Here is a 13,117-nt window from a genome sequence, read left to right on the forward strand (position 1 = left end):
GCTCGGACAATAGGGGTTCCCCCTGCTCATGGCTGGGGTGTGGCGCTCCCAGTACGTACGCTCAGTGAAGTGATCGACACATGGTGTGATGGCCCACAGCGTTCTCTTCGGTCTACGGAAAGGAACGAGCGCTCATGCGCGAGATCCTCGGAAGGCGACGCAGGCTCCTGTCCAGGCGAAACAACGGGAAGTCTGATCAGTTCAGCGCGGCCCAGACCTTCGCGACCGCATGGCAGTGGCCCGTGATCCCGGGAGTGGGGCTCGTAGGGGCGGGGCGCCGTGACGGCGTCAGCTGCGCCTGCCCCGACCCGGAGTGCACGGTGCCCGGCGCGCACCCCTTCGACCCGGGGCTGCTCGCCGCGACCACGGACGAGCGCATGATCCGCTGGTGGTGGACCAACCGTCCGGCCGCGCCGATCGTGCTGGCCACGGGGGCCGGTGCGGGCGCGAGCGGCGGTCGCGCCCCCTGCGCCGTGAGCCTCCCCTCGGTCGCCGGCGCCCGCGCCCTCAAGGCACTCGACCGTACGGACATCAGGCTCGGCCCGGTCGTGGCCACGAGGGATCGTCTCTTCATCCTGGTGGCCCCCTACTCCATGGAGCAGCTGGGCGAGCTCCTCTACGCCCAGGACTGGGTGCCGGGGTCCCTGCGCTTCCACGGCGAGGGCGGCTATCTGGCACTGCCTCCGTCCGACACCGGCCTTGGCCAGGTCCGCTGGGAACGCGCCCCGCTGCCCGGCTCCGCGGCACCCTGGGTGCCCGATGTGGAGGCCGTGGTGGACGCGGTGGTGGATGCTCTCACTCGTACGGGTGTGAGCGCGCCCGAGTTGTAGGGGAATTGGGCGCGCGGCGAGGGGTGCGAAGGGGCGGCGCCGATATCTTCGGCGCATGCCCTCCTTCCCCAGGCTCTCGACCGGCCTCGAACAGGGGAGACCCCATTCGCGCCTCCGTCTGCTCGGTCTTCTCGCGGTCGTGGTCCTGACCGTTCTTCTCCCGCTGGCGGGCGCGTCCGCGGGCCCCGTCGGCGACACCGCCGCGGAGGACAGCCTCAACTCCGGCGAACGGTCCGCCGGTAACGCCGGCAGCACGAGCGCCACCGACGAGGTCGACGACAAACCGGGCGCAGGTACGAGCGACCCGGCGGCCGCCTCGGCGTCGGACACGGCCGGCAAGGCGCGCCGGTCCCATGAGCGAGCGCCGGGCACGTCCCTCCTTGCCGGACTCGGCGTCGCCACGAAAGCGCGGTGCGGACCCGAACTCGCCTCTCCCGACGGCATCGAGGCGCAGACCTGCGTGCTGACCCAGGGGCGGGACACATGGGCGAGGACCTTCTACCGGAACGCGACAGGAGGGCCGCTGAGTTCCGTGCTGACCCTGATGGCGCCGGGAAACCACACCGTGCAGATGCACTGTGCGGTGGGTGCTCAGGACGAACCGGGGACGTGTGACACGCCGCGGGAGCGCACTTCGGGTGAGGCGAGCGACTACTCGGCGGTGGCGGAGTTCGCGGGAGCCGGGGACGCGGGGCCGCTGCTGCTCAGGTCGGGAAGCAACGCGCCGACGCCGGCCTGACGCTGAGCGAGCGGAACGATTTCCCGGGCGCAGGCCCACGGGGAAGTCCCGGAAAAACAAGGACCCGGTTGCTGGCGACGGGGGATGCACCAGCAACCGGGCTACTCGAACGGTAACAAGAGATCGGCCGTTAGCAAATTCGATCTCGGCTATTCGTATGCGGATTCACCTGCCGCTACGGGGAGTTGTGACCGGAGTCACCCGTTCTGAGGGCTCCCTGTGGCTGACCGGTCGGTCAGCTGAGCGTCACCTGTCGGTTGGTGAGGCCGCCGCGCGCCCTGCGCTCCTCGACGGTCAGTGGCGCCTCGGAGCCGAGGGCCGCCGCCAGCCGCTCGGCGAACTCGGCCGCCGGCTTCTCGACATCTTCGGCGCTCATCCCGGTGGGCAGGTCCCAGACAGGAACGGTCAGACCGTGCGCGCGGAACGAGCCGACCAGGCGCGTGCCCTCGCCGAGCGAGGACGTGCCGGCCGCGTGCAGCCGGGCGAGCGCGTCGAGCAGCTGCTCCTCGGGGTGCGGCATGACCCAGCGCAGGTGGTTCTTGTCGGGGGTCTCGCACCAGTACGCGCCGTCGACACCGGACAGTTTCACGGTCGGGATGGCGGCCGCGTTGGCCCGCTCCAGGGAGGCGGCGACGTCCGGGCTCGCGTTCTCCGAGTCGGGCACCCAGAACTCGAATCCCGTGTGCACGACCGGCTCGAAGGCGGCCGCGGGGTCGAGCAGGTCCTGCAGACGCGGTCCGTCGGCGGGTGCGCGGCGCGCCTGCACCGGCGTACCGGGCTCGGCGGCGAGCGCGCGCTGAAGCGTGTCGGCGAGGTCGCGGCTCATGTCGCCCGAGGAGGTGTCGTTCTGCAGGCCGAGCAGGACCGAGCCGTCGTCGCGGCGCAGTGCGGGCCACGCCATCGGAAGCACCGTCGCGAGTGTCACGGACGGAACGCCGTCCGGCAGGCCTTCCTTGAGGGTGAGCCGCACCGTCGCGGCGGGCACCAGCTCGCGCAGCGCGATCCAGTCGCCCTCTCCCGCGAGACCCTCGAACGGGCGCTGCACCAGCTCGGTCACCGCGTGCGCGGCGGCACGGCCGTGGCAGGCCTTGTAGCGGCGGCCGCTCCCGCAGGGGCAGGGTTCACGGGCGCCGACGACCGGGATCTCCCCGCTGCTGACGTGCGACTTGCCCTTGGTCTGGGGGCGCTTCTTGGCCATCTTGGGTGTCTCCCGGTTACGGCTCTCGTACGTACGGGCGCGAGCCTAGCCCCTCGTACGGCCGGGGGCGGGGATCAGGCCGGGTCGCCGGGCCGGAGCGCGTTTCAGCCCAAGTCCTCGAAGGCGTCCGCGAAATCGAGGTCGGACATGCCCGCGGGGGCGCGGCTCGCCACGCGCGTAGCGAAGTTGCCCTGCCCCTGTGTTTCGGCTTCGGAGCGCACGTCCTTGTGCACGACCACCCAGACGGTGACTTCGCCGGGGGCGTCGTCACGTACGCCCCAGTCGTCGGCGAGTGCCGAGATGATGTTGAGCCCGCGGCCGCCGTGCGCGGTGACCGAGGGCGTGGCCGGAACCGGGCGGGTCGGACCACCACCGTCCGTCACCTCGACGGTGAGACAGCCCCGCGCATCGACCCTCCAAGCGGCCCGGACGTCTCCGTCCCCGGCCAAGTCGTCGCCCAGCGGCCTGCCGTGCCGGCAGGCGTTGCTCAGCAGTTCCGACAGGATCAGTACGGCATCGTCGATGACCGGTTCCGAGACCCCGCCGACGCGCAGCTGATCACGCATCCGGTGCCGTGCTTCGCCCACGCCCGCAGGGCCATGGGGTACGGCCATGCTCGACGACGTGGGCACTTCCTGTGCCACCACCAACGCCACCCCCGAGACCTCCTTTGCCCCACGCCACGGTGTGAATGCCCCAATGGACTGGACCGGAAACCGGCCAATCCACGCTCAGTGACGCACTCGTAACGATCGAATACGGAGCGAACGCGCCGGAGCACTCCCTGTGAGGGAGGTGGCCGGATTTAGCCCCTCCCGAGCTGGCGCAGGACCGCGCGGGGCCGGTTCGTGATGATCGCGTCGACGCCGAGGCCGACGCACAGGTCGACGTCCTCCGGCTCGTTGACCGTCCACACGTGCACCTGGTGGCCCGCCCGCTTGAGCTTCTGCACGTACCCGGGGTTGCTGCGCACGATCCGGATGCCCGGGCCTGCGATCGGCACTCCCCGGGGGAGGCGGCCGTCGCGGTGGCGGGGCGAGACGAACTGCATCAGGTAGACCGTCGGCAGGTTGGGGGACGCGGCCTGGATGCGGTGCAGGGAGCGGGCCGAGAAGCTCATGACGCGCACCGGGGACGGATCGTCCGGTGCTCCGGTCGGGGCGTCCAGGCCGAACCGCTTGAGGAGCGCCAGGAGGCGTTCCTCGACCTGGCCGGCCCAGCGGGTGGGGTGTTTGGTCTCGATGGCGAGCTCCACGCGGCGGCCCGCGTCGGCGACCAGTTCGAGCAGCCTCTCCAGAGTCAGGACGGAGGTGTCCTCCCAGTCGGGGCCCTCGGTGCTGGTGCGGCCGGCCTCGCTGTTCTTCCAGGAGCCGAAGTCCAAGGCGGCGAGATCCGCCAGTTCCAGGGCCGACACCGCTCCGCGTCCGTTCGACGTACGGTTGACGCGGCGGTCGTGCACGCAGACGAGATGACCGTCAGCGGTGAGCCGGACATCGCATTCGAGGGCGTCGGCACCGTCCTCGATGGCCCTTCTGTACGCGGCCGGCGTGTGCTCGGGGACCTCGTCGGAGGCTCCGCGGTGGGCGACGACCTGGATCTGCTGCTGTCGTGCGAGGGTCACCGCGTCATGGTGCCATTGCGAGGCGCTGGGCCGCCCAGGGGATGCGTCGGTTTCGCCCGGCGTAAAGGATGGCACCGGACACACAGGAACGCCTTATGGTGCCCTGACGTCCCGTGGGAAAAGCTGACCGCATACAAACAGCAATGCAGATGGAATCAGCTGATACAGCCGTGGATCGAGGAGAAGAGCTGTGAGCACCGAGAACGAGGGCACTTCGGTACCCCCAGCCCCGTCCGCACCTCCCGTGCCGGTGGAATCTCCCGCTACTCCCGCACCCGCTTCCACTGGTTCCGCACCTCCTCCGGGGCCCGCCGACGCACCCACCGCGGCGATGCCGCCGGTGGACGGCGCGGCGCCGGGGGCGCACGAGGGTCCTGGCGCGGCCTCGGGGGCTGCACAGGGACCCGGCGGGCCGCACGAGGCCGCGAACGCGGCCTCGGGTGGCTGGCCGCCTCCGCCGCCCGCCGTTCCCGCGTATGCGGACGGCGGCGGCGGTGGGCACTCCTGGGGCGCCTCCTACCAGCCTCCGGAGCACAAGCCGGGCCCGCGGCGTGGCGGGCTGCTGGCCGCGGTGGTCGCGGCGGCCCTGATCGCGGGCGGTGTCGGCGGTGGCATCGGCTACTGGGCGGCCGAGCGCAACGACGACGGTGATTCGGGCTCGACGACGGTCTCCGCCTCGGACAACCCGGCCGGCTTCAAGCGTGACTCGGCGTCGATCGCCGGCATCGCGGCGAACGCGCTGCCGAGCACGGTCACCATCGAGGCCGAGGGCAGCGACGGCGAGGGCGGCACCGGCAGCGGCTTCGTCTACGACACGCAGGGCCACATCCTCACGAACAACCACGTGGTGGCCTCCGCGGCCGACGGAGGAAAGCTTTCGGCCACGTTCTCGAACGGCAAGAAGTACGATGCCGAGGTGATCGGCCGTGCCCAGGGCTACGACGTCGCGGTCATCAAGCTGAAGAACGCCCCGTCGAACCTGAAGCCGCTGGCGCTAGCCGACTCGGACAAGGTCGCCGTCGGTGACTCGACCCTCGCGATCGGCGCGCCCTTCGGCCTGTCGAACACGGTGACCACGGGCATCGTCTCGGCGAAGAACCGCCCGGTGGCCTCCAGTGACAGCTCGGGCAGCAGCAAGGCGTCGTACATGAACGCGCTGCAGACGGATGCGTCGATCAACCCGGGCAACTCGGGCGGTCCGCTGCTCGACGCGGGGGGCGCGGTGATCGGCATCAACTCGGCGATCCAGCCGGGGAGCAGCGGCGGCATCGGAGGCTCCGGCCAGTCCGGCTCGGTCGGCCTCGGCTTCGCCATCCCGATCAACCAGGCGCGGAACGTCGCCAAGCAGCTCATCAAGACGGGCCAGCCGGTCTATCCGGTGATCGGTGCCTCGGTCGCGCTGGACGAGCAGAGTGACGGCGCGAAGATCACCGAGCAGGGCGCGGGCGGCTCGTCCGCGGTCACGGCGAACGGCCCGGCGGACAAGGCCGGCCTGAAGCCCGGTGATGTCATCACCAAGCTCGACGACACGGTGATCGACAGCGGTCCGACCCTGATCGGCCAGATCTGGACGCACCAGCCGGGCGACACGGTCAAGATCACGTACAAGCGCGGCGGCGCGGAGCACACGGTCGACGTGGTCCTCGGCGAGCGCAAGGGCGACAGCTGACCGAACTCCCGGCCGAACCCGCTACCCTGGTCCTCGCTCCGCCGGTCGCCGACGGGGCGAGGGTGGGTTGCCCGAGCGGCCTAAGGGAACGGTCTTGAAAACCGTCGTGGCGCGAGTCACCGTGGGTTCAAATCCCACACCCACCGCCGGTAGGCAGATATTCGTAAGGGGCGTTCGCTATGGCGGGCGCCCCTTACGCGTGTCCTGGGGGCGAGGTCGTCCGGGTGTGGGGGGCCCGGCCCTCCGGGACGTCGCGTCCTACGCTTCCGCGTCGTTGTGCTGGGTCAGGCGGGCCGCTGAGGCGATCGTGGAGCGGGCCTCGCGTTCCGTCAGGCCCGTGCGGGTCGCGGCCTCCACGAGGGCGTTCGTGAGGCTGTCGCCGAGGTCGCTCTCGTAGGCGCGGCAAGCGGCCCAGAACAGACGGGTGTTGCGCTGTCCCTCATGTGCCGCGAGCACGAACTGGACCAGGCCCTGGCCGTGTTGGCCGGCATGCGCCGGTGACGGGTGGTGCACGCGTGGCGGGGGTGTGAGCAGGCGCAGGAGTGCCGGTGGGCAGGGCGCGACGGGCAGGTGGGCGGTGCCGGGGACCGCGCTGTAGACCCCCTGGGACGTGCGCGATCCAGGGCCCACGAGGTAGCCGCCCGCGCCGCGGATGTCGATGCCCGGCGCGAGGCGTCCCGCCGAGTTCGGGACCACGACGTCCGGCGGTCCGGAGAGCCACACGTGACGGCCGCCGCTGGGAGTGGCCACGACGACGGTGTCCGGGATCGTGAAGAGGTGGCGCAGCGCCAGTTCGCGCAGTGCGGACGAGGAGTCCGTGCCGGACTTGGTGTCGAGGTCCACACCGATGAGGTGGTGCGGGGGCAGTCCGCACGCGATGCCGTAGCCGGTGGCTCGGGGCGCCGCCGCGAAGAGGTCACGGATACGGCCCGGGTCGGTCGTGGCGTCGTACACGCCGTGGCCGGGGCGGCCGCATTCGCCGTGACACGGGGCCGGGTCGGGTTCGTCGCGGTGCGGGGAGCGCAGGGCGGGGAGCTTCGTGCGGGAGAGCGGGATCACGGCCAGTCCACGCTCGGCGGCGGAGAGCGCGTGGGCGAGGGCCAGGGTCGCAAGGGGTACGGCATGCCGGTCGGTGGTGGCCATGCATCCATGTTCGTACGAATGTTCGAGTAAAGGAAGAGGGGCTCGCCCGGGTGGAGCGCATTTACCAAAAATGTGCCGAAACGCTTCAGCCCCTGCGGCGGCTGACCCGTCCCGCGCCGGACGGACGCAATCCGGGCTGAGCTGGGCCTTTAAGGGTGTGAAGCAGGTTTATCGACATGTCCTCACGCTTGCGAGGGAATGCAGCCTTCCGCCCTGGTTCGACGGGGATTCGGTGGGCAATTCTGATCTCGCGACGTCGTGAGCAACGACCGAGGCGGTGGGCCAACTGCCTTGGAGCAAACAGTAGTTACCGGTTCCTGGAGGAATTGACATGGCACACATCCGTACCGCCCGCGCCCTCGCTGCCGTCGCCGCCCTGCCCCTCGCGGCAGCCCTCTTCTCGGGGGTGGCGATGGCCGACAACGGGTCCTTCGCGGACGACGGATCGAACGCGGGTGTGGCGACCGTGAGCGGCAGCGGTGTCGGTGGCAACAACCACGGCAACTCGTCCACCACGCAGCAGCAGGCGGTGGGCTCCGGCGCCTCGAACCAGAACAACACGGCCCAGGTGAACGGCTCCGCCTTCACTGTCGTCAACCAGTCGAACGAGAACATCGCGGTGCACTTCACCAAGCTCTGGTGACCCGCAGGCTCCTGTCGGCGGGGGCCATTGCCAGGGGTGCGTGACATCTGTGCGGCGGTGCTTCGGCATCGCCGCACAGGCGTTTTCGCGCGCCGGTCGGCCCTTCACGCGCGCGTGCTGATCCCTTGACACCCGTACCGAACCTGGCGGACAGTCGTACCGAATCTGACGGTCAGTCAGAAACAAAAGTCAGAGACCCCTGTTCGTACGAGGTCCGGGAGGGCCGCCGCCGTGCACCTCGCCCCCACCGCGCGCCAGCATGAACTCCGCGCCGAACTGCGCGCCTACTTCAGGGAACTGATGCCGGACGGGCCGCCCGCCCACGACGACCGGACGGCCCAAAGGCGCCTGCTGCGCCGCATCGGTGCCGACGGCCTCCTCGGGCTCGGCTGGCCCGTCGAGTACGGAGGCCAAGGCCGGGGTCCCGACGAACAGTTCGTCTTCTTCGACGAGGCGTATCGCGCGGGCGCACCCGTCTCCATGGTGACCCTGAACACCGTCGGGCCGACCCTGATCAAGTACGGGACCGAGGCACAGAAGGCGTACTTCCTGCCGCGGATCCTCAAGGGAGAGCTGGTCTTCGCGATCGGATACAGCGAGCCGTCCGCGGGGACCGACCTGGCCTCGCTGCGGACGCGGGCCGTCCGCGACGGCGACGACTGGATCATCGACGGGCAGAAGGTCTTCACGTCGAACGCGCAGAACGCCGACTGGATCTGGCTGGCCTGCCGCACGGACCCCGTGGCCGCCAAGCACCAGGGCATCTCGATCGTCCTCGTGCCGACGGACGCGGCCGGCTTCAGCTGGACGCCCATCGAGACCGTCGGAGGGCTGACCACCACCGCCACGTACTACGACGGGATCCGCGTCCCCGCCTCGAGTCTTGTCGGGGACGAGAACGGCGGCTGGGGCCTCATCACCAATCAGCTCAACCATGAGCGGGTCGCGCTGGCAGCGATCGGGATGCAGGCGGAGGACTTCTACGCGGCGGTACTCGAAGCGGTTCGTTCACCCGATCCGGTGACAGGGGAACGCCGGATCGACCTGCCGTGGGTGCGGTCGCGGCTGGCCGAGGTACATGCCCGTCTCGCGGCGACGCGCCTGCTCAACTGGCGTTTGGTGGGGGATGTCGGGGCGGGGCGGCTCGCGCCGGGCGACGCGAGCGGCGTGAAAGTCATGGGAACCGAATCGGCGGTCGAGGTGTACCGAATGTGTCAGGAGATCGCGGGAGACGCGGCGCTGGTCCGTGCCGGGTCGCCGGGAGCCTTCGGGGGTGGGGCTGGTGGTGACGTGCGTGGTGGCGCTGGGGACGGGTCGGGCGGTGGTGCTTGGGGTGGGACGGCGGAGGGGGAGCTGGAGCGGATGAACAGGGCGGCGCAGATCAACACGTTCGGGGGCGGCGTGAGCGAAGTGCAGCGGGAGATCGTCGCGACGATGCGGCTCGGGATGAGGAGGGGGCGGCGGTGACCGGCGACATGACGTACGAGGCGCTGAAGGCCTTCGAAGGGCTGCCCGCGGCCACCGCGGGGAGGGGCAGGGACCTGGTCAACGAGCCGATGATCAGGCACTGGTGCGAGGCGATGGGCGACACCAGTCCCGCGTACGAGGGGCCCGACGCCATAGCGCCGCCGACCATGCTCCAGGCCTGGACGATGGGTGGGCTCTCCGGGCATCAGGGGCGCAGTGGCGCCTATGACGAGCTGTCCGCGCTGCTGGACGGCGCGGGGTACACCTCGGTCGTCGCCACCGACTGCGAGCAGGAGTATCTGCGTCCGCTGCGGCCCGGCGACGCGATCACCTTCGACGCGGTGATCGAGTCGGTGTCCGAGCGCAAGACGACGAAGCTGGGCACGGGGTACTTCGTCACGACGCGCATGGATGTCAGGGCGGACGGCGAGCTCGCCGGGACGCATCGCTTCCGGATCCTCAAGTACGCCCCGGCGGCGCGGGCAGGGCTGACGGTGGAGCCGGCGCGGGAGCAGCAGCCACGGCGGCCCCGTCCGGTGGTCAACCGGGACAACGCCGGGTTCTGGGAAGGGGTCCGTGAGCACCGCCTCCTCGTCCAGCGCTGCGAGCAGTGCGGGACGCTGCGCTTCCCCTGGCTGCCGGGGTGCGGCTCGTGCGCCTCGCAGGACTGGAGCACGGTCGAGGCGAGCGGTGAGGGGACCGTCTTCTCGTACGTGGTGATGCACCACCCGTCCTTCCCCGCCTTCGACCCGCCGTACGCGGTGGGGCTGATCGAGCTGGCCGAAGGCGTCCGGATCATCAGCAACGTGGTGGGGGTGCCGTACGACAAGGTCCGAATAGGGATGCCGGTCCGGCTCGAATTCCTCCGAGTGGACGGGGAGTTGGAGCTGCCGGTCTTCCGGGCAGGTGACGGCGCCGCTGTGGGGGTCGCTACGGGTGTCGCTACGGGACGGAAGGGCTGACGTGGACTTCACGCCTACGCAGGACCAGGCGGCCGCGGCCGACCTGGCCGCGCGGATCTTCGGTGACCTGTCGACCCCCGACCGCCTCGCGGCGGCCGGCACGGGAACGGACCCCGAGCTGTGGAAGGCGCTCGGCGCGGCGGGGCTGCCGGAGGCGGTGGAGGAGACCGGGCTGCTCGGGCTCGTGCTGATGCTGGAGGAGCAGGGCCGGACGACGGCGCAGGTGCCGTTCGCCGCCAGTTGCGCGTACGGACTGCTCGCGGTGGCGAGGCATGGCACCCCCGAGCAGCGGGACCGGTTGGTGCCGGGGCTGCGGGACGGGACGGAGGTGGCCACGGGGGCGTTCCCCGCGCAGAAGGGGGTGCGGGTCGACGGAACGGAGGCCGAGGAGACAGGGACGGGCGGGGGCAAGGGGCGGCTCACGGGGGTGGTGCCCTGGGTCCCGTGGCTCCGGGACGCGACCTGGGTTCTGGTGGCGGCGGCCGACCGGGGCCTGTGGAGAGTGCGTACGGCCGATGCCGGCTGCGACACGGTCGAGCTCACCGCGCCCTGGTCGGCGGGTCGGCTGGTTCTCGACGGCGCGCCCGCGGAGAGGATCGGCGGGCCCGGTGCGTACGACGACGTCCTTGCGATGGCGCGGACCGCGTTCGCGGGGCTCCAGGCCGGGGTCTGCGCGGGGTCGCTGGCGCGTGCTGTGGAGTACACGAACGAGCGGGAGCAGTTCGGCAGACCGCTCGCCGCGAAGCAGGGGGTTCAACTCCGGGCGGCCGACGCCCATATGGACACGGAGGCCATCCGTGTCACCGCGTACGAGGCGGCATGGCGACGGGACGAGGGGCTGCCGTACGCGGGCCATGCGCTGACCGCGGCCTGGTGGGCGTCGGAAGCGGGCAGACGGGTCGTGCACGCCGGACAGCATCTGCACGGCGGCATGGGCGCCGACCTGGAGCATCCCGTGCACCGGCATTTCCTGTGGGGCAGGCAGCTCGACGCGTATCTGGGATGCGGGGGTGAACTGCTCGCGGAGCTTGGTGACTTGATCGCCTGTGACGAGGGGAGCGGCACGGAGGAGGCGGGGGCGACGTGGACGGCGCGGAAGTGAAGGGGGAGGCAATGGATCGGGCGGCAAGGGATCGGGAGGAGGGGGAAATGGTGATGGTGGATGCCTCGACAGGGATCGGGGCCGGGGTCGGCGCGAAGCTGGCGCCGTTGGAGATCCCGGTCACCCGGACGTTGATCGTCTCCGGGGCCATCGCGTCCCGTGACTACCAGGACGTGCACCACGACGCGGAGCTCGCCAAGGAGAAGGGCTCCCCCGACATCTTCATGAACATCCTGACGACGAACGGGCTCGTCGGCCGTTACATCACCGATCACTTCGGCCCTGCCTCGGTTCTGCGGAAGGTCGCCATACGGCTGGGGGCGCCCAACTATCCAGGGGACACGATGGTGTTGACAGGGACGATCGCCGAGGTCGGAGACGGGAGCGGGGGCGGGTCCGACGGCGGGGATGCCACGGTGGTGGTGCGCATCGTCGGGGTCAACGGGCTGGGCACGCACGTCACCGGGACGGTGACGGTCACGCTCCCGAGTTCCGTGAGCCCAGCGCACCGCACGAGTGCGCAGGCCCGTCCCTCGGTGTCGGGGAGGCCGGCATGAGTGTGCGGGCGAAGGACAGTCTCGGCGGGCGGGCGGCGATCGTCGGGATCGGGGCGACCGAGTTCTCCAAGGACTCCGGGCGCAGTGAGCTGAAGCTCGCGGTGGAGGCGGTGGGCGAGGCGCTCGACGACGCCGGGCTCTCCCCCGCCGACGTCGACGGCATGGTCACGTTCACCATGGACACCAGTCCGGAGATCACGGTCGCGCAGGCGGCCGGAATAGGGGACCTCTCGTTCTTCTCCCGGGTCCACTACGGCGGAGGTGCGGCGTGCGCCACCGTTCAGCAGGCCGCGCTCGCCGTGGCGACCGGGGTGGCCGAAGTGGTCGTCTGCTACCGGGCGTTCAATGAGCGCTCAGGCAGGAGGTTCGGCTCCGGGGTGCAGCATCGGGAGCCGTCGGCGGAGGGGGCGGCGCTCGGCTGGGCACTGCCGTTCGGGCTGCTCACGCCCGCGTCATGGGTGGCGATGGCGGCGCAGCGCTACCTCCACGCGTACGGCCTGGGGCCGGAGGCGTTCGGTCATGTCGCCGTCATGGACCGCGCGTACGCGGCCACCAATCCGGCGGCGTACTTCCACCGGAAGCCGATCACGCTGGAGGATCACGCGGCGTCGCGGTGGATCGTGGAGCCGTTGCGGCTGCTCGACTGCTGTCAGGAGACCGACGGCGGGCAGGCGATCGTCGTCACCAGTGTCGAGCGGGCCCGCGACCTCCCGCACCGTCCCGCCGTGATCACGGCGGCGGCGCAGGGGGCGGGGCGTGGCCAGGAACAGATGACGAGTTTCTACCGGGACGACATGACGGGCCTGCCAGAAATGGGGGTCGTGGCACGGCAGTTGTGGCGGTCGGCGGGGCTGGCGCCGGGTGAGATCGACGTGGGGATCCTCTACGACCACTTCACGCCGTTCGTGCTGATGCAGCTGGAGGAGTTCGGGTTCTGCGGGCCGGGTGAGGCGGCGGACTTCGTGGCGGAGCGCCGGCTCCCGCTCAACACCCACGGCGGGCAGCTCGGTGAGGCGTACCTGCACGGGATGAACGGCATAGCGGAGGCGGTCAGACAGGTGCGGGGCACGGCGGTGAACCAGATAGCCGGCGCCGCCACGGCGCTGGTGACGGCGGGGACCGGCGTCCCCACATCGGGTCTGATTCTGGGAGCGGACGGCTGAACGCGGGGTGTGTCCCGGGTCCG

At 70.8% G+C, this 13,117-nt stretch carries 13 protein-coding genes and 1 tRNA gene; 10 read left to right on the forward strand and 4 right to left on the reverse strand.

Going from position 1 to position 13,117, the window contains the following annotated elements; translation table 11 throughout:
- The first annotated feature begins 134 nt into the window (after positions 1-134).
- Positions 135-830, forward strand: coding sequence for a bifunctional DNA primase/polymerase (locus OHO83_RS23835; RefSeq protein ID WP_266672227.1), 696 nt, complete (start codon positions 135-137; stop codon positions 828-830).
- Positions 831-885: 55 nt separating this feature from the next.
- Positions 886-1,569 (forward strand): hypothetical protein, encoded by a 684-nt coding sequence (locus tag OHO83_RS23840; protein ID WP_266672225.1) that lies wholly within the window; start codon positions 886-888, stop codon positions 1,567-1,569.
- A gap of 235 nt (positions 1,570-1,804) precedes the next feature.
- On the opposite strand, the gene OHO83_RS23845 is transcribed toward OHO83_RS23840, so the two are convergent.
- The 3 genes from OHO83_RS23845 to OHO83_RS23855 form a co-directional block, all read right to left on the reverse strand.
- Positions 1,805-2,767, reverse strand: coding sequence for a DUF5926 family protein (locus OHO83_RS23845; protein ID WP_266672223.1), 963 nt, complete (start codon positions 2,765-2,767; stop codon positions 1,805-1,807).
- Positions 2,768-2,871: 104 nt separating this feature from the next.
- Positions 2,872-3,423 carry an ATP-binding protein gene (locus OHO83_RS23850; protein WP_389568038.1) on the reverse strand — a complete coding sequence of 184 codons (552 nt, stop codon included), beginning with the start codon at positions 3,421-3,423 and terminating at the stop codon, positions 2,872-2,874.
- A gap of 149 nt (positions 3,424-3,572) precedes the next feature.
- Positions 3,573-4,388, reverse strand: a complete 816-nt coding sequence (locus OHO83_RS23855; RefSeq protein WP_266672221.1) for a glycerophosphodiester phosphodiesterase — start codon at positions 4,386-4,388, stop codon at positions 3,573-3,575.
- Positions 4,389-4,578: 190 nt separating this feature from the next.
- Between OHO83_RS23855 and OHO83_RS23860 the strand changes: the two genes are divergently transcribed.
- Positions 4,579-6,057: a S1C family serine protease gene (locus OHO83_RS23860; RefSeq protein WP_266672219.1), complete on the forward strand. Its 1,479-nt coding sequence runs from the start codon at positions 4,579-4,581 to the stop codon at positions 6,055-6,057.
- Between the two features lie 61 nt (positions 6,058-6,118).
- Positions 6,119-6,203: transfer RNA gene (locus tag OHO83_RS23865), tRNA-Ser, on the forward strand.
- 112 nt (positions 6,204-6,315) lie between these two features.
- Here OHO83_RS23865 and OHO83_RS23870 read toward each other — a convergent pair.
- Positions 6,316-7,200 (reverse strand): bifunctional DNA primase/polymerase, encoded by an 885-nt coding sequence (locus tag OHO83_RS23870; RefSeq protein WP_266672217.1) that lies wholly within the window; start codon positions 7,198-7,200, stop codon positions 6,316-6,318.
- A 331-nt stretch (positions 7,201-7,531) separates the two neighbouring features.
- Between OHO83_RS23870 and OHO83_RS23875 the strand changes: the two genes are divergently transcribed.
- From OHO83_RS23875 to OHO83_RS23900, 6 genes are all read left to right on the forward strand, one after another.
- A complete protein-coding gene (locus OHO83_RS23875) occupies positions 7,532-7,843 on the forward strand; it encodes a hypothetical protein (protein ID WP_266672215.1) in 312 nt (103 codons plus the stop codon).
- Positions 7,844-8,074: 231 nt separating this feature from the next.
- Positions 8,075-9,310 carry an acyl-CoA dehydrogenase family protein gene (locus OHO83_RS23880; RefSeq protein ID WP_266672213.1) on the forward strand — a complete coding sequence of 412 codons (1,236 nt, stop codon included), beginning with the start codon at positions 8,075-8,077 and terminating at the stop codon, positions 9,308-9,310.
- Between the two features lie 8 nt (positions 9,311-9,318).
- Positions 9,319-10,272, forward strand: a complete 954-nt coding sequence (locus OHO83_RS23885) for a bifunctional MaoC family dehydratase N-terminal/OB-fold nucleic acid binding domain-containing protein (RefSeq protein ID WP_266676473.1) — start codon at positions 9,319-9,321, stop codon at positions 10,270-10,272.
- Position 10,273: 1 nt separating this feature from the next.
- Positions 10,274-11,374: an acyl-CoA dehydrogenase family protein gene (locus OHO83_RS23890; RefSeq protein WP_266672211.1), complete on the forward strand. Its 1,101-nt coding sequence runs from the start codon at positions 10,274-10,276 to the stop codon at positions 11,372-11,374.
- 53 nt (positions 11,375-11,427) lie between these two features.
- On the forward strand, positions 11,428-11,931 hold the full coding sequence (locus OHO83_RS23895) for a MaoC/PaaZ C-terminal domain-containing protein (RefSeq protein ID WP_266676471.1): 504 nt from the start codon (positions 11,428-11,430) through the stop codon (positions 11,929-11,931).
- Positions 11,928-13,094: a lipid-transfer protein gene (locus OHO83_RS23900; protein ID WP_266672209.1), complete on the forward strand. Its 1,167-nt coding sequence runs from the start codon at positions 11,928-11,930 to the stop codon at positions 13,092-13,094. Before OHO83_RS23895 ends, OHO83_RS23900 begins: the two co-directional genes overlap by 4 nt.
- Positions 13,095-13,117 lie beyond the last annotated feature (23 nt).

The organism is Streptomyces sp. NBC_00569 (assembly GCF_036345255.1).
Taxonomy (GTDB): domain Bacteria; phylum Actinomycetota; class Actinomycetes; order Streptomycetales; family Streptomycetaceae; genus Streptomyces.

Coding starts and splice junctions, on each gene's coding strand:
- OHO83_RS23835 (WP_266672227.1), top strand. CDS start 135: ATGCGCGAGATCCTCGGAAGGCGACGCAGGCTCCTGTCCAGGCGAAAC.
- OHO83_RS23840 (WP_266672225.1), top strand. CDS start 886: ATGCCCTCCTTCCCCAGGCTCTCGACCGGCCTCGAACAGGGGAGACCC.
- OHO83_RS23845 (WP_266672223.1), bottom strand. CDS start 2,767: ATGGCCAAGAAGCGCCCCCAGACCAAGGGCAAGTCGCACGTCAGCAGC.
- OHO83_RS23870 (WP_266672217.1), bottom strand. CDS start 7,200: ATGGCCACCACCGACCGGCATGCCGTACCCCTTGCGACCCTGGCCCTC.
- OHO83_RS23875 (WP_266672215.1), top strand. CDS start 7,532: ATGGCACACATCCGTACCGCCCGCGCCCTCGCTGCCGTCGCCGCCCTG.
- OHO83_RS23885 (WP_266676473.1), top strand. CDS start 9,319: ATGACGTACGAGGCGCTGAAGGCCTTCGAAGGGCTGCCCGCGGCCACC.
- OHO83_RS23895 (WP_266676471.1), top strand. CDS start 11,428: ATGGTGGATGCCTCGACAGGGATCGGGGCCGGGGTCGGCGCGAAGCTG.
- OHO83_RS23900 (WP_266672209.1), top strand. CDS start 11,928: ATGAGTGTGCGGGCGAAGGACAGTCTCGGCGGGCGGGCGGCGATCGTC.